The following is a 17,951-nucleotide window of genomic DNA, read 5'->3' as shown; positions in this document are numbered from 1 at the left end:
CTGAATATTTTTCGCATGATTTAAGGTATTACATAAGCTCCCTTTATAGAGTGTAGTGTTATTTCCGCTAATTTCCCAATTACCTCATAATCCGTATTTAGTGGGGGAAGCCAATACAGCGTATTCCCTATAGGCCTAATTAAGGCTCCATGGTCTAATGCATGTTGATATACCTTATTGCCTATTCGGTATTGTCCTGTATCCTCGAGATCAGCGGCTACAACCGCTCCAATGCCTCGAATATTGCTTAATTTACCTGAAAGTTGAGCAACCTCAGTTAAAGCAGAAAGCATGTATTCACCTAAATTTTTTGCTTGTTCAATTATTTTTTCTTGATGCATAGTGCGGATGGTTGCTAATGCAGCGCTGACTGCCAGTGGGTTTCCGCTATATGTATGTGAATGTAAAAAGGAGTTACCCGGTGCATAATCTGCATAAAAAAGCTCAAAAATAGAGTTGTCGATCATCACACAACTTAAAGGAATAGAGCCAGAGGTTAATCCTTTGGATAAACAAATAAGATCAGGTTCAACTTCTGCATGATTTGAAGCCAACCATGTACCTGTTCGCCCCATTCCGGTCATTATTTCATCGGCAATAAGATAAATATTGTTGCTCTGAGCCCAGGATGATAACCTTTTAAGAAAATCAGGACTGTAACATAACATTCCTCCTGCTCCTTGAAGCAGGGGTTCAACAACAATGGCACAGACTTTATCCTTAATTGCTTCTAATTCTTTTTCAACAGTGGACCAATATGAATCACAATTGTGCCATAAAGAATCTTCTTTGCCGGAAATGTAAGGAATATTTTGTATGTAGTGGCAAGTCAGACCAAATGGGGTATAGGGAGCTTTATAAAGTCCCAAATCACTCACACTCATTGTGCCCAATGTTTCCCCATGATATCCATTTTTTAGAGCAATAAACTGTTTTTTATCTGTAAAACCCCTAATCTGATTGGCATGGATTGCCAATTTCATCGCAATTTCCACAGCACTGGAACCATCACTGGCAAAAAAAACGTGTTGTTTTTTAGTAATTTTCGCTAACTCTTCTGCCAACTCAACAAGAGCTGGGTGCGTAGTATTTGCTGTAATGACATGTTCAAAGCAATCCAATTGGTCTTTTATCGCTGCAATAACTGCAGGATGGCCATGACCCAATGATTTACACCACCAGCTGGAAATAGCATCAATTAATGGACCTTTATTGGTATAAAGATAACTTCCTTGCGCTTTTTCAATAATCAAGGGAGGACATGTTTCAAAGTCCTTCATTTGGGTACATGGATGCCAAAAATGTTTTAAATCCCGGCTGATTAATTGGTGTGTGTTGACCATTTTAAAAATTTTGGTTGACAAGATGGAAGGGCACTTTATCATGTCCATTAATTAAATAAAATGTGGATTATAAAAATGTATCTAATTTTCTTTAGAACAATTAGGCTACTTTTTAATATCTTAAATTAGGAGGTACTGTTGTGACTCAAGTTAAGAAACATTGGTCTGTTTCTGAAATTACAGCAATTTATGAACAACCTTTTAATGATTTATTGCACCAAGCCTCTACGGTGCATAGAGCAAATCATCAACCCAATTCTTTGCAATTTGCTTCTTTACTTAGCATTAAAACAGGCGCATGTCCTGAAGATTGCGGATATTGTTCGCAAAGTGGTCATTATAAGACTCATGTTGAAAAAGAAAAATTGATGTCTGTAGAAGATGTCTTGAAGAGTGCCAAAGAAGCCAAAGAAGGGGGGGCACAACGATTTTGTATGGGGGCTGCGTGGCGTTGCCCGCCAGATAAGGTCATGGGTGAGTTGAAAGAAATGATCCAAGGAGTTAAGGCATTAGGATTAGAAACCTGTATGACTTTAGGGATGCTGAATCAAGAACAAGCAGTTTCTTTAAAAGAAGCTGGTTTGGATTATTATAATCATAACATTGACACCTCGCCTTCATACTATGAAAAAGTAGTTACCACACGCAAGTTCAGTGATCGTTTAGATACATTAAATCATGTTCGAGATGCCGGAATTAACGTATGTTGCGGTGGCATTCTAGGTTTGGGTGAGACACGTGAGGACCGGATTGAATTCTTGTTAACTTTGGCAAATATGGAATCCCCTCCAGAAAGTGTCCCTATTAATCGTCTAATCCCAGTTGAAGGAACTCCTCTTGCAAAGGCAGCGGAGGTTGAAGGAATTGAATTAGTTAGGACTATTGCGACTGCACGAATATTAATGCCCAAAAGCATGATTCGACTATCAGCTGGTAGAGTTGGAATGAGTGATGAACTACAAGCTTTATGTTTCTATGCAGGAGCAAACTCTGCGTGGTTAGGTGATAAACTTTTAACTGAAGAAAATCCACAGCGGACTAAGGATAAGGTTCTTTTTGACAAACTTGGTTTAACTGAGATGGCCTAAATGCCTCTAAGTAATAAAATTAGAGATTATACGAATCAGCTGGCACATGAGGGCCTGCTAAGACATAGATTGGTGGCAGCTGAAAATTCATCTTTAATTCATTTTGACAGCAACGATTATTTATCTTTAACTCGAGATAAACGTATTTCTGAAGGATATCAACGTGGATATGCCTTGTACCCTAGTGGTAGCGGTGCATCTATGTTGCTCAGTGGTTATCATGCCAATCATCGTGCTGTGGAAGAAGCATTTGCTTATTTATTAGATGTAGATGACTGTATTTTATTTTCTTCAGGCTATGCTGCAAATCTTGCAGTGACAGCGTTACTTGGCAAATTGGAAGCTCATTGTTTTATTGATAAAGAAATACATGCTTCAATTTATGATGGTTTGGCTTTATCACAGATAAACTATACACGTTATTTGCATAATAATTTGGATGACTTAAGACGTAAGTTAACCTCACATTTTGAAAGCGCGGCATTAATCACCGAAGGTATCTTTAGTATGAGTGGCCAATTGGCTCCCTTGGCAGAGCTATTTTCTCTTTGCAATATGAATCAAAGCGTACTGATAGTAGACGAGGCTCACTCTTTTGGTGTTTTAGGCAGTCAGGGGAAGGGAGCAACAGCCTATCATGGATTGACTCAAAATGAAGTGCCATTACGAATTATTCCATTAGGAAAAGCTTATGCGGCTCAAGGGGCCCTTGTGGCAGGGAAAGCAGACTGGATCGATGCATTATTACAAGCAGGTCGTTCTGTTATTTATTCAACTGCCGTAAGCCCGGCTTTAAGTTATGGCTTATTGAAAACTTTGGAATTTGTTGTAAATGCAGAAGAGCGGCGATTGAAATTAACGCAATTGATTGCTTTATTTAGATCTTATATTGAACAATCCCCACTAAATTGGAGTGATTCGATTAGTCCAATTCAGCAACTTCAATTAGGATGTCCGCATTTGGCTTTATATTACGCTCGCGAGTTAAAAAAACACGGTTTTAGTTGCTGTGCAATAAGAAAGCCTACAGTGAGCCTCAAAGCATCGGGATTGCGTATTATTTTAAATTATAATCATACTCCCGAACAAATTCGTGGGTTATTTGATATGTTAAGTGTAATTTATGAATATAAACATCCGTAGTTATGGCAAAGGTTTCCCTCTTGTTTTCTTTCATGGATGGGGATTTGATAGTCAGATTTGGTTACCACTGATACCCAAACTTTCTATGGATTATCAGCTGATATTGGTAGATTTGCCAGGGTTTGGCCACAGTCCACTCATGAATTGGGATTCATTTAAAGAGCTTTTATTAGCCCAATTACCGAATCAATTTGCACTGGTCGGGTGGTCTATGGGTGGGTTATATGCCATGCGTTTGGCAATAGAGGAGGTGGGCAGGGTAGATTATCTTGTTAACATAACTTCATCACCGCGATTTTTAAACTCTGATCTGTGGTCAGGTGTTTCTCAGGATGTTTTTAAAAGGTTTTATAAAAATCTATCGGAAGAACCACATACAACTTTAAAAGAATTTTTGGAGCTTAATGGATTGGCCAGTAATGATAAACTGCACCATCTACCTGATAAACTCCCATCGCAAGAAGGCTTGGAGTTAGGCCTTAAAATTTTAGAAACATGGGATTTACGCGAGGAATTAAAACAGTTTGATAAACCTTCATGTTTTATGTTTGGTCGGCTTGATCCCATTGTTCCGATTAAAACGATGAATTCCATGCAACTATCATATCCAGAGTTTAACTATGTATTATTTAAACGAGCTGCACACATGCCATTTTTATCTCATGTGGATTTATTTATTGAAGAACTACGGGGATTCATCAGATGAAGCGTTTTTTTGTTACGGGTACCGATACTGATTGCGGTAAAACGTATATAACTACGTGCCTAATAAATTACTTTTCATCAGCAGTTGCAATTAAACCTGTAGCAAGCGGATGTATGGAAATAGAAAAAAAGCTGGTAAGCAGCGATGCACAAAATTTGCAAAAAAATAACCTCAGCTTGGATGTAATAAATCCTTGGCGATTTAAGCTGCCTGTATCACCTCATATTGCTGCACATAGAGAAGGAGTTTGTTTATCCATTGCCGAAATTGCAGAGTATTGTCTTAATTTACAATTAGATGGAATAGAAAAATTGTTTATTGAAGGTGCGGGTGGATTAATGGTTCCATTGAATGACCATGAAACCTGGATTGATTTTCTGCAGATTACCAAGATACCTGTCATCCTGGTGGTTGGAATGAAATTGGGGTGTATTAATCATGCTTTGCTGACGGAAACGGTTTTGCGCGCAAATAATATTCAGTGCGCAGGATGGATTGCCAATTGTATTGATCCCAATATGCAAGAATTATCAGCTAATATTACTACATTAAGCCAGCAACTTACTTCTCCACTTTTGGCAAAAGTACCCTTTGCAAGTGACCTTTCATCGAGTGATTTTTTCCTATGAGTAAGCATTAATATTGCTTTTTAATCTTTCACTTGTTGTTTTAGTAACTCTATTGTATTTTAAAGAAGAATTCATTTAATGTAAGGGAAAACAATGTTCACACGCGATAAGTTGATACAATCAGTAATGACTGCTTTTTTTGTTCTTGTTGCAACTGGAAGTTCAGCAGCAGACAATGATACTTCTGCTGCAACTGAAAAGTGTTATGGAATTTCTAAAAAAGGTATGAATGACTGCGCTACTGCTACTGCTTCATGCGCGTCTTCTGCTACTAAAGACAAACAAAAAGATGCTTTTATTTTGTTACCTAAAGGACTCTGTGATCGGATTGTCGGCGGAAGTCTCAAACCTGAGTAAAATATTAATATTAAAATTGATGTAAACTAATATTAAACATAAGGAAATTTATTATGAAGCAAATTCTAGGAAGATGGCTCTTATTATTGCTTGCAGCAATTACTTTTTCTGCTCCAATGTATGCTGCACCTGAAACATATACTTTGGATAAAAGTCATACTTATGTATTGTGGAGTGCTGACCATTTGGGTTTTACAACTCAATATGGAAAGTGGTATGCAACAGGACAGTTGATTCTTGATAAAGACAATCCAAGTCAAAGCAAGGTCAATGTAACAATTGATGTTAAGGATATGGTTACGGGTATTCCTGAGCTGGATAAACATCTGAAAAGTAATTTATTTTTTGATGCCGAGCATTATCCTACAGCAACCTTTGTGAGCACTAAAGTAACGCCGCAAGGGGATAATAAAGCAACAGTGGAGGGTACCTTAACATTACGCGGAGTAAGTAAGCCAGTCACGTTGCAAGTTACCTTAAATAAAGCGGGAATGAACCCGATTAGTAATAAAATGTCCGTTGGTTTTACTGCTACATCCTCTATAAATCGTTCTGATTTTGGAATCAATGCGTTCTTGCCTTCAGTGAGTGATAAAGTAAATCTTTCTATTGGAGCTGAGGCGTATCAGGATCAGAATAAAAAGCAAGAACAAGATAAAGGACAGGTGCAGGGTAAAGAATAGGATATCTTATGCAAATCAAAAACAGCTCAACTCATTTTGGTATCATTACCATAATATTCCATTGGGTAATCGCTTTATTAATTATAGGATTATTGGCACTTGGTTTGTATATGGTTTCTATACCCTGGAATGCCCAAAGGCTAAAATACTATGGCTGGCATAAAGAGTATGGTTTTTTAGTTCTGTTTTTAGCTATTTTAAGAATCATTTGGCGATTAGCTAATGAAAATCCTGAACTGGCTTTACCTTGGCTGGAAAAAATTGCTGCACGCAGTATGCACTGGGCATTTTATATATTTATGTTTGCCATGCCCATTACGGGTTGGCTCATTACATCAGCTGCAGGATTGCCTGCATCATTTTTTGGCTTATTTACTTTACCTGATCTTATCGCTCCAAATGAAAGTAATAGGGTTTTATTTGAATGGATCCATAAATGGTTAGGTTATGCTCTTATTGCAGCAATCTGTTTGCATGTAGCTGCTGCTCTAAAACATCATTTTATTAATAAGGACGATATATTACGGAGAATTTTCCCATGAAAATAATAAAGTATTTTTTCTTTCTATTTTTCTTGAATAGTATCTATGCAAATGCGGCTTCTTTACCTGAGTGGACGCTTGTTCCCAATGAAAGCAGTATAAGCTTTACAGCCACACAAAATAATGCGCCTGTAACGGGTACTTTTAAAGAATTTACCGCCACCATAGCCGCAGATCCCCAGAATTATCAAGACAGTACGGTTGTTGTAGTAGTGAACATGAATTCACTTACTACCTCCTATGCAGAAATAAGTTCAATACTCCTTGGTCCTGACTGGTTTAATGCTAAGGAGTTCCCAAAAGCTGAGTTTAAGTCAACTAAATTCACTAAAAAGGATGATAAAAATTATGAAGCTGCAGGGACACTAACCATAAAAAATAAATCAGTGCCTGTAACACTTACCTTCACGGCTGTTGAATCGCCTAAAAATCGTCTGCTTGTTGAAGGACATACTACAGTAAAACGGTTGGATTTTGGTATTGGCCAAGGTGATTGGTCGAGTACGAGTGAAATAAAAGATGAGGTAACTATAAATTTTAAAGCAGTTGCCACACGTAAGTAGTAATGCATACAATTGTTAATGAAAACTAACTATAGTCTGGTGGATTTGCTCCAGACTATACTTCATTCAACGCGAGAAATCGTTTTGAAGTCTTTTGATTAGCTGGTTTCTTTTGCGCGATAAACTCCATTCATTACTTAATTTTTAAATCATTATTGCCAATCGCTTGATAAGAATTCCTGATAGGAATTAATTATTATTTTGCGTCGAGTGCCAAAAACTATTGTTTTGCCTGGGAGATGAATATCAATAACAAATAGGCTAATTATGTATATTTTCACCCAATAAGATCACCAATTGGTCATTTTGCATATCTATAAAAGTGACCCTATACTTAGAAATGCATTTATTGTGACCGATCCCATAAGATTATCGAGTGCTTCAATATAATATAGGAGGTAACCATGCAATCCAAATCAGAAAATCGCTCAGTTATTTTCTCATCTGAAGTGAGTGCTTCAGTGGCTTGTTCGAAACTGGAAAAAAAAGGGGCAGCCGATAAACCTGACAAGTATGTGTGGCTCTTACGTGAAAGCTCTGTTCCCGGACTATTGACTATTACCTCTTATAATAATGAAAAAAACAACTATGTTCATCAAAGGATTGGCTTCGTAGGAGGAAAATGGGAGTTTGGCCCCAAGGACTTTCTTAAGGCTCAAGAGTTTGCAAAACGAGCTGAAGCTTCTTTTAGTCAAGCAATTCCTGAAAATAGTTTTGATAGTTTAGTCAAATTATTAACGGACAATGGTTTTAATATAGGAAGGCAGTTGTTGCCAAAATCAAATGAGTCTACCCAAAATAAAGTACTTTTGTCCTATACTGAGGATGTGTTTGAAGAATCAGCGAATCCTAATTCTGCGAAAAGATATACTGATTATGACCAATAACGAATAACCAATACATCATAAAGATGCAAAATAGAGTGGTTCGATATTATAAGCTAACAATTTCTGCCTGTTTTAAGGACAAATATTGATGGTCTACCTATTGCTGTTGCAAAAACCATTTTTCCTTTAATTCAAGAAATTTGGCTTTTTGTTGATTATTTAAAAGTGTAAACATTTGATGTTGTATCATTATTCTCGTTTTTAGCATAGAACCTCTTATTTTATTTACTTTTTCTATTAAAGCATCAAGTTTTGCTTCATCAATTTTCTCATTTTTTACTAAAGAATTTATTTGACTACGTAGTAATCTAAGCTGAGCATAGTCTTCTTTGAGAGAAGCTCTGGCTTTTTCTCGATATGCTTTAAGTTTGGCTTTTTGATCCGCATTAAGATTGAGTTCTTTTGCTAACCTATCAAATTGATGGTGGGAATTACACTGTTTTGAATCACCAATACAAGCAAAACTTGGTTGACCGAAGATTAGTGCCAATACAATTGTTGATAGCAAGATAAATTTTTTATTCATTTTCTATTCCCATAAGCATTTTGAGCAGCGTTCTTATTTTATTTTTTGACATCAGTACGGATCTCTAATGGAGTATAGACTATAGAATTAATAAATACAGTCCCTGACTAATTTTATCTTAACCATTTGAAAATTCGTAAAATATTTTAAGATTGTCCTATGTGAGAAGGGCGGTTTAATTTTATTTTTTTATCTTTTGCCAGGCTAAAAATTATTGCCTCATGGCAGAGATTTTCGAGATCTTCGATCAATTTTTGCGTATATTCATCGTGATGATGGATACTAAGTAAAATTTTTTTAAATTGGAGAATATTAAATTCATTTGTTTGACTAAAACAGCTTAATATAAGTTTAAGATCTTCTGTCAATTCTTGTTTTTCCTCGCTTGAAAAAGATTGATGAGGAATTTTTGTTATTTTGTGGATGTATTTTTCCACATCATTTTTTATTGCGGAAAAAGAAAGAGGCAAGCTCATCGCAAGTTCCTTTTGACGTGTAGTAAGTAGTTTTGTCCTTGAAGCCTGCAATTTTTTCCCGGAATCCAACCACGAAGAGTCATTTAATTCACCTTCATTAACACCAAGAAATTTGAGCATTCCTAAAACATTCTCATGCAGAGGAATAGAATTTTGTGAGCGAAAGGCATGCTGCAATCCATAATGATTAAATGAGAGAGGCTGAATTTCTCTAATAAATTTATCCGTATCTACCACATAGCCATTAAATAATGCATTCGATATTTGTATTGGACCTGTAGTGCATACAACGATTGATTTAAGATAAAGATCACACTCTTTTTTCATTAAATAAGTTAAAAACCTATCATCATTTTTTTCTAGAATTCGTTTAATTAAAGAATATTCTTTACTAAAAAAAAGATATTTTACCAAGTTTAGCTGTGCTTGGAGGTCTTTTCGCAATCTCTTTATTACCTCCTCATGAGTTTCTTGAGGAGTGATTTTGTTAAAATTCAAAAATTTGTTTTTATCAGTCATCACCTCAATAAGATATGCTCTAATTTTTAAGGAGGAATGCGCTATATCATGAGGAATAATTTCTTTGGATTTTGCTATATAAAGTGATTCAGAACGATTTTTCATAAATTTTAGTAGATGACGATTGATAAAGCTGTCTTCATTTAATTCAGTTTCAGTTCGCTCAATAAAATCGGTGTCATAATGGGTTAGTCTGGTGATAAGCCCTCTTTGCACCCGCTCGATTTCCTTTTTGGCTGCGATTGCGTCTATAATCGCGACAAAATCATTATTTGCAAGTATGAATTCTTTTCTACCCATTTTTAAACTGCCAATGTTAAGTAATATAGGCATTTCAGTGGTAATGAATTTGGGAAGAGAGGATGTATCAATTGGAAAATCAAAGTCTGTATAAGTACCTTTTTTAAATATTGGTGAAAGCCATCTTAAAATATCACTTGCAACAGCCAGATTCCCACCTGTTTTTAAATTATGAATTTCTTCTTTATAAAAACTATATAATTTTCTTTCATTTTCTGATTGGAGTAATGTATCGATTGCGTGTGCATCAATGGAAATAATTTGATGTTCTTTGCAAAATTCATGAAGCGTATTTACTGAGGTCTGTACCAGTAATTTAGAGTCATAGACCAAATGAATCGTGTCGTTAGGATTTTTTTCACGCATTTCAATAAGGCGAATTTGATTTTCCAAATTCATAAATACATTTGGATTATTGCTTAACCAGATTTTTACATGTAAGTTTGGATTATATTGATACATTTTTTTTCTTTATTTTGGTTTCAATAAATTACCGCACATAAAAAGCCAGTTCTTGTATGCTCCTAACCAATTAATTGGAGCACCTATAAAAAGCTTAGCACATTATAAAAAAAATGATTTGATGCTAAATTGATTGATGAATTTCATCTAATATGGTATAAAGGTCGCGCTTTAAATACACACACGTCTCGACACATACGATAGGGTCCCTGAAGGGGTTTCGTATGGGAGGCGTGGAGGAATAACCCTGGAGACAAATAATGAATATAAGTATGCGTGAGTTACTCGAAGCAGGTGCTCATTTCGGACACAGAACACGGTTTTGGAATCCTGAAATGGGTGAGTATATTTTTGGATCTCGTAACAAAATCCATATTATCAATCTTGAAAAAACGATGGTGATGCTAAATGACGTAATGAATTATGTTGGCAGATTGGCATCAAACAAAGCAAAAATTCTATTCGTAGGTACCAAAAGAGCAGCACAAGACAGTATTCGTGAACATGCGAAACGTTGTGGTATGCCTTATGTTGATCATCGTTGGTTAGGTGGTATGTTAACCAACTATAAAACAGTACGTCAGTCCATTTTTCGCTTAAAAGAATTGAAAGAAATGCAAGAAAAGGGACTGTTCAATGGTATGATCAAAAAAGAAGCACTGATGCTCACGCGTGAACTAGAGAAATTAGAAAGAGGTTTAGGCGGTATCGAACACATGGGTGGTTTGCCTGATGCTCTATTTGTTGTTGATGTTGGCTTCGAGCACATTGCTGTTGAGGAAGCTCATCGATTAAGAATTCCTGTTATTGGTATTGTCGATACCAACAACAGCCCAAGAAACATTGATTATATTATTCCTGGTAATGATGACTCCATGAGAGCAGTTGATATTTATCTTCGTTGTGTTGCTGATGCAATTTTAGATGCTAAGGGCAGTAACACAGTTGGAGTAGGTTCATCTGATGCTGAATTTGTAGAAGTAGTTGAACAAACTGGTGATGCAGAAAAATCAGGGGAATAATTAAAATTTAAAATACAGGGGGCAGGTGTCTGAACACCTAAATTTGCCCCCTTTTTGCTATCGGAGAAATGAAATGTCAATTAGTGCAAGTTTAGTCATGCAGTTACGTGAGCGCACCGGGGCTGGCATGATGGAATGTAAAAAGTTTCTAATAGCAACCAATGGTGATATAGAGGCTGCAATCATTGAAATGCGTAAAGCAGGTCAGGCAAAAGCAGATAAAAAAGCGGATCGTGTTGCTGCTGAGGGCGTAATCGTCATTGCACGTTCTATCGATGGACGTAGTGCGATAATGCTTGAAATTAATAGTGAAACAGATTTTGTTGCTCGAGATGAGAACTTTACTAACTTCGCTAATACAGTTGCAGAAACTGCACTAAACAGTTCGGCTACTACAATTGAGGCGTTGTCTGCCACTACTCTTTCTTCGGGAAGTACTGTAGAACAAGCACGTCAAGAATTAGTAGCGAAAATTGGTGAAAATATTAAACTAAGACGTCTAGAACGCATGCAGTGTGATTCTGGAGTAATTGGTTGTTACTTACATGGATCACGAATTGGTGTTATGGTTGCTCTTAAAACTGGTGATGAAGAGCTTGCTAAAGACATCGCAATGCATATTGCAGCAAGTAAACCAATTGTTGTAAGTAAGGATCAAGTATCTACAGAAGCAATTGAAAATGAGCGTGAAATTTTTACTGCCCAGGCAAAAGAAAGTGGCAAACCGCAAGAAATTATCGATAAAATGATTGAAGGTCGAATTAATAAATTTATTGATGAAGTGAGCTTGTTAGGCCAGCCATTTGTCAAAAATCCTGATATCAAAGTAGGACAGCTTTTAAAAGAAAAAAATACTGAAGTTCTGTCTTTTATTCGTTATGAAGTTGGTGAAGGAATAGAGAAAAAAGAAGATAACTTTGTTGAAGAAGTGATGGCTCAGGTTCGTACATGATGAATGAAAGTCACCCATTAAAATATAAACGTATTTTATTAAAATATAGTGGCGAAGCCCTAATGGGCAAGTCACAATTTGGTATTGATCCCTCGGTCTTAGATACATTAGCCAAGGATATTGCCGAATTAATCAAGATGGGCGTTGAGGTTGGGCTCGTTTTAGGTGGTGGTAATCTATTTCGTGGTAAAGCGCTTTCTCAAGCAGGGGTGGGGCGTGTAACTGGTGACCATATGGGAATGTTGGCTACAGTCATGAATGCTTTAGCGGTACGAGATGCTTTGGAACGCATTGATATGCCTGCACGTATTATGTCAGCCATTCCTATGCTTGGTGTAGTTGATCCTTATCATCGACGTAAAGCAATCACACATTTGCGAACTGGGCAGGTTGTAATTTTTGCAGCAGGAACGGGAAATCCGTTTTTTACTACCGATACGGCCGCTTGTTTAAGAGCTATTGAAATAGGCGCTGATGTGGTTTTAAAAGCAACTAAAGTAGACGGTGTATATTCGGAAGATCCCTTTAAGAATCCTAATGCCAAACGTTATGATTATTTAACTTACATAGAAGTATTAACTCAAGGTTTGGAAGTAATGGACTCAACTGCAATATGTCTTTGTCAAGATCAGGGTATGCCTTTGCAGGTTTTTGATATGACAGCCCCTAATGCATTGAGACGAATTGTATCTGGAGAACGCGTAGGAACTATAGTCGGAGCTAATCATGATTAATGAGATTAAGCAAGATTCAGAAAAGCGAATGAAAAAGACCATTGAAGCATTACAGACGGATCTAACCAAAATTCGCACTGGAAGAGCGAATGTTGGATTACTGGATCATGTGCAAGTGGATTATTATGGAACTATGACCCCTTTAAATCAAGTTGCCAATGTTTCTGCCAGTGACTCACGAACCATTTTAGTGACTCCTTGGGAGAAATCCCTAGTACCCGCCATAGAAAAGGCGATTTTGAATTCTGATTTGGGTTTAAATCCTGCTACAGCAGGCACTGCTATTCGTGTTCCTATGCCTCCATTAACTGAGGAACGCAGAAAGGAGTTAATCAAAGTCGTTCGTAATGAAGGCGAGCAGGGAAAAGTTTCCGTTCGTAATATTAGAAGGGATGCAAATAATCAATTAAAAGATTTGGTTAAAGATAAAACTATTTCTGAAGATGATGAGCGTAGAGCAACTGAAGTCATTCAAAAGCTGACTGATAAATATATCCAAGAAATAGATGCATTATTGGCCGAAAAAGAAAAAGATTTAATGGAAATTTAAGTCAAATTAATGCCTGAGGCAAAATAGCCTCGGGCAACAATCATCCTTTTGTATTTTTTTATCCTTCAAAGTAATAAATAGTTCATTAAATTTTCCAGCTTATTTATAAAGCTAAATAGGAGAATTTGTTGAAGATTTTCATTAGATTTAAGCACAATACAAATAATTTTTGAGGTTTCCCATGCAATACAAGGTTGTTTTTTTTGGTACACATAGAAGTGGTAAAACCCAGCTTAATCGTCGAATCGCTCTAAAAAATGATTTTGAATTTGACGAAAAATCACGTTCCACTGTAGGTGCTGAGTTTTTAACTCGAAGAATTGATTCTGACAATACTGCAATCTTATGGGATACAGCAGGGGCTGTGCGATACCAAGCGTTAAGTCAGGTATTTTATGCAGGAGCTGCGGTAGGTGTATTTTGTATTGATCTGACTGATGAAATTAATGAGCAGGAAATTAATAAAAGTATTCAAGAGTTTCGTCAATATGTCCCAAAGGCTCCTATTGTTTGCGTTGGAACAAAATCAGATTTGCCTGAGGCAGATCCGAGTAAACTGAACCTACTTAAATCCAAAGATTTATTTGTTCACTTCATTACTACTTCAGCAAAACAAGGAGATAATGTTGATGAACTTTTTGCAATAATTACTAAACTTTGCAAAGACAAACAAAATTCTCTTTGGAGCGAAGCGAAAGCTAGACTCATGGAAAGTTTAAAAGAACTGCCAAAAGAAAAAAAGCAATCAATTGAGAAGAAGTTGACTAAGTTATCAGATGTCTTATTAGTGAAAGCTGATAATCCCAGCGTTACTCCTTTACAAAAGGCAAAGGCAATTGAGGACTTTACCACGAATTGTAAAATTATTTTGGATGAGCAACATCCTAATGTTCTTAATGCAGTACTTTCGGTTGCCGCAGCAGCAATTGTACTCACTGTAACAGCCTTAATTGGTTTTGCAATTGGCGTTGCATGTAGCTGGTGGACAGGTCCAGGTGCATTTTTTGCTGGACTTCTAAGTGGTTATGCTGCTGCAGTAGCGGTTGCTTCAACAAGTACGGGATTAGGTATCGTAGCTGGTGGTCTCACCGCGTATGGCTTATTTAAACCTTCCAAAGAAATGAATGCTCTTAATGAATTCGCTGCAGAAGTATCATCGTTGAATCCAGGAATTATTTTGTAGTCGGTTGAAGAATGTAGTTTAAAAAAGAGTTGCTCTGTTTCTGCCAGTTTTATTGAAGGTCGACCGGGATTTTGACAAAAAATGTTTTCTGTTTCTCACTCAGTTTTTCTCTATCCTTTAGGAGTAAGGTGATTTTCCTTTTCCTCATCATCACTTTCCCCCCAATCTATTTCGTCCAGTTCTTCTTCTTTTCTTTGTACAGGACGAGCAAATGTAGTATCTTTAATTTCGTCACATTTAAATTCAGCACTACACTCTTCCGCTTCTTTAGGAGAAATTGCTGATAATTGTTTATTATTTAAAAAATTTACTATTTCTGGATCATTATAGCTTAGTGTCTCACTGATATATTTTACATCTTTATATATACTGTGAGCTGCCGAATGTACCAAATCCATCTTCGAAACATCACTTTTTTTTAAAGCTAACAGTTCCTGCTCTTTAAAGCCTTTTTTTAAATCAAACAATTCCTGCTCCGAAAGATCACTGGAGAGCAGTTTTTTCTTCACACGCTCACGATCTTTTGCCACAGAAACAAGGGTCTCCAAATTACTAATAAGTTTATCAAAAGTTAGCATGAACATTGTGGCATTACTATTTGGAGATGCTTTGAGATCTTTTAATTTCTCTTTAAGAATATCTTTTAGCTTTACTAATTCCGAGACATCAACGGTAACCGTATAGTCAGTATATTTAGCTTGAGTCATGTTATTCTCCATCGACATTGATGATCTCGTGAAATACTTCGAGACCTCCCAGTCTTTGAAATCGACTTGATGCGATGTAAACTTCCTTGCTATATAATAAATCCGATATTTAATTAGTATAGATCATAAACAATCAATTTGCATTTAAAATGACCATACTTGGGTTGACTGGGACATGACTTCGATCTGTTTGAGACGTAGTAGGTAACAAAAAAACCATTCTAGTCTTATTTTTTACGCCATTAATAACACAAAGAAATAAGTTCAAATAGGTCGATGGTTTTTGAAAAATACTCATTGGTTTGGTTGTGGAAGAATATTAGAGGGTATTACAAAAATCAATATTTGATTTGAAAACTTTAACCGACCTTATAATATTTTAGGACTTGAAAAAGATCGCAAAATCCATTTTTAAATATCCTTATTTTTTCCTAAAGATTTTGCCAATCGTTGCCAAATGCCTTCTTTATAATCCCCTACATAACCCCAGGAATCAACCCAAATAATTCGCTTAAAGGCTCCTGTTTCATTTATTTTATCCATGAATAGTTCTTTACTTTTACTTTTTGCGGCAATAATAACCATGTTCGCACTGTTTCTTATTGGAATAACCAAAGTATGTTTAAATTGATTTTTAACTAGTTGAAAAATTGGATACTGTTCTTTTATATTGGCTAAATTGATAGCTAAAAATCCATCTTCAGTGAGTATCCTATCGCATAAGATAAAAAAATGAGCATTAGCACATTCCGGTGGAAAATGATTCGCATTATAGAGATCAACAATGAGATGACTGAAATGTGACTCACACTTTTGTACATAATCCATCGCATTTTCATGGATAATTGTTAAATTTTTTAAGCGGTCTATCATAAAAAAACGCTTGGCTATTTCGATAACCTCTTCGCTGTTGTCTACAGCAACTAAAGGAGAGTCATTCAGCATTAATGCAATTCCTGCACCACCTAATCCTAACATACAAATAGTTCCTGGATTTGTACGGGCCATTAAAGTGAGTGCAGGAAGATAGTATAAAACGGGTTTATGAGGCTTATGACGGTTAATAACAGTCTGTAGTGCTTTACTACCCAAGGTTAACCAACGATAACACGCATTTTGATACACTTTATAACCTGAGGGTGAAGTATAGATGCAGGTTCCTAATTTTGTTTTCCACATTTTAATGTGTCGTCTCTAATTGGAAGGGATAAATTGATCCAAGCTTTAAAATTTGAGTTAACTCATCCAAAGCTGAAAAACTTTCATCAAGCAACTGAGGATCAGCCAAGTCTGTTGCAACTAACTCCGTACGATAGTGCTTTAATACCCACTTTTCCAAAGTGCTTAATAGTTCATTATCTATTAATACGCCTTGATGCATCGCTCGTAGTTCTTCGTCATTTAAGGGAACACGCAATCTCAGGCAAGCAGGACCACCCCCATTGCGCATGCTTTGTTTCAGATCAAGGAAGTAGACTGAGTTAATGGGATTGGATTCATCAGAAAGTATTCGCTCAATACACATATGAACTCGAGGGTTATTTTGACACTCATAAGGAGCAATGAGGATCATTGAATTTTGATTGGTTAAACTGATAACTTGTGAATTAAAAAGATAAGTTTCAACTGCATCGACTATACTAAGTTCTTTTTGTGAAATCTGAATAATATTCAAAGGAAAGGGGGCTTTTTCGCCTAACTCTTTAAGCACAGAGCTTTGTTGATAAAATGCTTGTTCATGAACTAAAAAAACTGATTCATTGCCTACAGATATAACATCATTATGAAAAACTCCCTGATCAATAGCGAAAGAATTTTGACAGGCAAATACAACTTGATGTTCCGGTAGTTGATGTTGACGAACGATTGCTTCAGATGCTTCGCGTGTCTGTCGGGCTGGATATTTAGTCGGTCCAATGTGAGTTTGACTTTTCCCTAAAGCTGTTTTCCCATAGACAAAAAGATGGATTCCAGATTGACTATGTTTTTGACAAAGGCGACTGTGGTTTGCAGCCCCTTCATCCCCTGTAATAATGGACCGAGGCAAAATAGGATGATGATGAAAATAATTTGGATTAGCGAATATAAATTCCAGTATTTTTTTGGAAAAATCAGCTTCATGGTGCCGGTGCAAATTACTTACAAGATTTGCAGCAGTAAAGTGAACTTTATGATCTTGGGTATCAATGCTTGGGGAAACAGTAGCTGCATTGGCAGACCACATGCTGGATGCTGAATAACAAGCCCCAAGAAGTTCTGGGGCTGTTTTAAATGCTTTATTAATTTGCTCTTTAGGTGTACCACAAAAACCTAGTTGATGAAGTAATTTAAGATTAGGACGTTGATGGGGTGGAAGTAAACCCTGTTTTAGCCCCATTTTATAAAGTAGGTGCATTTTTTCTAATCCTTGCAGGGCAGCCGCTTGGGGATTGGAAATTGCTAAAGCATTATAAGAAGATGCAATATTACCAGGTGCAAGGCCCGCGTAATTATGAGTAGGGCCAACTAGGCCATCCATGTTTAATTCATAAACGTTCATTTCAATCTTCCGTTATACATTTTACGCTAGAACGCCTGAG

The 17,951-nt window shown here is 36.5% G+C and carries 20 protein-coding genes; 14 read left to right on the top strand and 6 right to left on the bottom strand.

Annotation, left to right across the window (positions count from 1 at the left end; genetic code table 11):
* Positions 1 to 20: 20 nt before the first annotated feature.
* Entirely contained in the window at positions 21 to 1,343 is a 1,323-nt protein-coding gene (gene bioA / locus FOLKNPGA_RS09745; RefSeq protein ID WP_182352823.1) for an adenosylmethionine--8-amino-7-oxononanoate transaminase, read from the bottom strand.
* Between the two features lie 140 nt (positions 1,344 to 1,483).
* Here bioA and bioB point away from each other — a divergent pair, with 140 nt between their 5' ends.
* The 9 genes from bioB to FOLKNPGA_RS09700 all read left to right on the top strand — a co-directional run bounded on the left by bioB (position 1,484) and on the right by FOLKNPGA_RS09700 (position 7,941).
* Positions 1,484 to 2,431 (top strand): biotin synthase BioB, encoded by a 948-nt coding sequence (gene bioB, locus FOLKNPGA_RS09740; RefSeq protein ID WP_182349732.1) that lies wholly within the window; start codon positions 1,484 to 1,486, stop codon positions 2,429 to 2,431.
* The gene (locus FOLKNPGA_RS09735; RefSeq protein WP_182349731.1) at positions 2,432 to 3,574 is read left to right on the top strand and encodes an aminotransferase class I/II-fold pyridoxal phosphate-dependent enzyme; all 1,143 of its coding nucleotides are present in this window, start codon (positions 2,432 to 2,434) and stop codon (positions 3,572 to 3,574) included.
* The gene (locus FOLKNPGA_RS09730; protein ID WP_182349730.1) at positions 3,555 to 4,280 is read left to right on the top strand and encodes an alpha/beta fold hydrolase; all 726 of its coding nucleotides are present in this window, start codon (positions 3,555 to 3,557) and stop codon (positions 4,278 to 4,280) included. Before FOLKNPGA_RS09735 ends, FOLKNPGA_RS09730 begins: the two co-directional genes overlap by 20 nt.
* Positions 4,277 to 4,909, top strand: coding sequence for a dethiobiotin synthase (bioD, locus tag FOLKNPGA_RS09725; protein ID WP_182349729.1), 633 nt, complete (start codon positions 4,277 to 4,279; stop codon positions 4,907 to 4,909). The genes FOLKNPGA_RS09730 and bioD overlap by 4 nt, the downstream gene beginning before the upstream one ends.
* Positions 4,910 to 5,002: 93 nt before the next feature.
* Positions 5,003 to 5,266 (top strand): DUF2282 domain-containing protein, encoded by a 264-nt coding sequence (locus FOLKNPGA_RS09720; RefSeq protein ID WP_182349728.1) that lies wholly within the window; start codon positions 5,003 to 5,005, stop codon positions 5,264 to 5,266.
* A gap of 53 nt (positions 5,267 to 5,319) precedes the next feature.
* On the top strand, positions 5,320 to 5,949 hold the full coding sequence (locus FOLKNPGA_RS09715) for a YceI family protein (RefSeq protein WP_182349727.1): 630 nt from the start codon (positions 5,320 to 5,322) through the stop codon (positions 5,947 to 5,949).
* 8 nt (positions 5,950 to 5,957) lie between these two features.
* Positions 5,958 to 6,491, top strand: coding sequence for a cytochrome b (locus FOLKNPGA_RS09710; RefSeq protein WP_182349726.1), 534 nt, complete (start codon positions 5,958 to 5,960; stop codon positions 6,489 to 6,491).
* Positions 6,488 to 7,054 (top strand): YceI family protein, encoded by a 567-nt coding sequence (locus tag FOLKNPGA_RS09705; RefSeq protein ID WP_182349725.1) that lies wholly within the window; start codon positions 6,488 to 6,490, stop codon positions 7,052 to 7,054. The genes FOLKNPGA_RS09710 and FOLKNPGA_RS09705 overlap by 4 nt, the downstream gene beginning before the upstream one ends.
* 404 nt (positions 7,055 to 7,458) lie before the next feature.
* Positions 7,459 to 7,941, top strand: coding sequence for a hypothetical protein (locus FOLKNPGA_RS09700; protein ID WP_182349724.1), 483 nt, complete (start codon positions 7,459 to 7,461; stop codon positions 7,939 to 7,941).
* Positions 7,942 to 8,038: 97 nt separating this feature from the next.
* On the opposite strand, the gene FOLKNPGA_RS09695 is transcribed toward FOLKNPGA_RS09700, so the two are convergent.
* A complete protein-coding gene (locus FOLKNPGA_RS09695; protein WP_182349723.1) occupies positions 8,039 to 8,467 on the bottom strand; it encodes a Spy/CpxP family protein refolding chaperone in 429 nt (142 codons plus the stop codon).
* 146 nt (positions 8,468 to 8,613) lie between these two features.
* Entirely contained in the window at positions 8,614 to 10,224 is a 1,611-nt protein-coding gene (locus FOLKNPGA_RS09690; protein WP_182349722.1) for a glycosyltransferase family 88 protein, read from the bottom strand.
* A 257-nt stretch (positions 10,225 to 10,481) separates the two neighbouring features.
* Here FOLKNPGA_RS09690 and rpsB point away from each other — a divergent pair, with 257 nt between their 5' ends.
* From rpsB to FOLKNPGA_RS09665, 5 genes are all read left to right on the top strand, one after another.
* Positions 10,482 to 11,246, top strand: a complete 765-nt coding sequence (gene rpsB, locus FOLKNPGA_RS09685; RefSeq protein ID WP_182352822.1) for a 30S ribosomal protein S2 — start codon at positions 10,482 to 10,484, stop codon at positions 11,244 to 11,246.
* A gap of 73 nt (positions 11,247 to 11,319) precedes the next feature.
* Positions 11,320 to 12,198 (top strand): translation elongation factor Ts, encoded by an 879-nt coding sequence (gene tsf / locus FOLKNPGA_RS09680; RefSeq protein WP_182349721.1) that lies wholly within the window; start codon positions 11,320 to 11,322, stop codon positions 12,196 to 12,198.
* Positions 12,195 to 12,932: a UMP kinase gene (gene pyrH / locus FOLKNPGA_RS09675; RefSeq protein WP_058518308.1), complete on the top strand. Its 738-nt coding sequence runs from the start codon at positions 12,195 to 12,197 to the stop codon at positions 12,930 to 12,932. Before tsf ends, pyrH begins: the two co-directional genes overlap by 4 nt.
* Complete coding sequence (frr, locus tag FOLKNPGA_RS09670) at positions 12,925 to 13,482, top strand: ribosome recycling factor (RefSeq protein ID WP_182349720.1); 558 nt, start codon at positions 12,925 to 12,927, stop codon at positions 13,480 to 13,482. The genes pyrH and frr overlap by 8 nt, the downstream gene beginning before the upstream one ends.
* A gap of 181 nt (positions 13,483 to 13,663) precedes the next feature.
* The gene (locus FOLKNPGA_RS09665) at positions 13,664 to 14,665 is read left to right on the top strand and encodes a Rab family GTPase (RefSeq protein ID WP_182349719.1); all 1,002 of its coding nucleotides are present in this window, start codon (positions 13,664 to 13,666) and stop codon (positions 14,663 to 14,665) included.
* A gap of 110 nt (positions 14,666 to 14,775) precedes the next feature.
* Here the strand turns inward: FOLKNPGA_RS09665 and FOLKNPGA_RS09660 are convergent, their stop codons facing one another.
* The 3 genes from FOLKNPGA_RS09660 to astB all read right to left on the bottom strand — a co-directional run bounded on the left by FOLKNPGA_RS09660 (position 14,776) and on the right by astB (position 17,911).
* Positions 14,776 to 15,372 (bottom strand): hypothetical protein, encoded by a 597-nt coding sequence (locus tag FOLKNPGA_RS09660; protein ID WP_182349718.1) that lies wholly within the window; start codon positions 15,370 to 15,372, stop codon positions 14,776 to 14,778.
* Positions 15,373 to 15,783: 411 nt separating this feature from the next.
* Positions 15,784 to 16,551, bottom strand: a complete 768-nt coding sequence (locus FOLKNPGA_RS09655; protein WP_182349717.1) for a spermidine synthase — start codon at positions 16,549 to 16,551, stop codon at positions 15,784 to 15,786.
* Position 16,552: 1 nt separating this feature from the next.
* Positions 16,553 to 17,911, bottom strand: coding sequence for an N-succinylarginine dihydrolase (gene astB / locus FOLKNPGA_RS09650; RefSeq protein ID WP_182349716.1), 1,359 nt, complete (start codon positions 17,909 to 17,911; stop codon positions 16,553 to 16,555).
* Positions 17,912 to 17,951 lie beyond the last annotated feature (40 nt).

It is taken from the genome of Legionella sp. PC1000 (assembly GCF_014109805.1).
Classification (GTDB): Bacteria; Pseudomonadota; Gammaproteobacteria; order Legionellales; family Legionellaceae; genus Legionella; species Legionella resiliens.
Note: the sequence above shows the minus strand (reverse complement) of the source record. Positions and strands in the feature narration are given on the sequence as shown.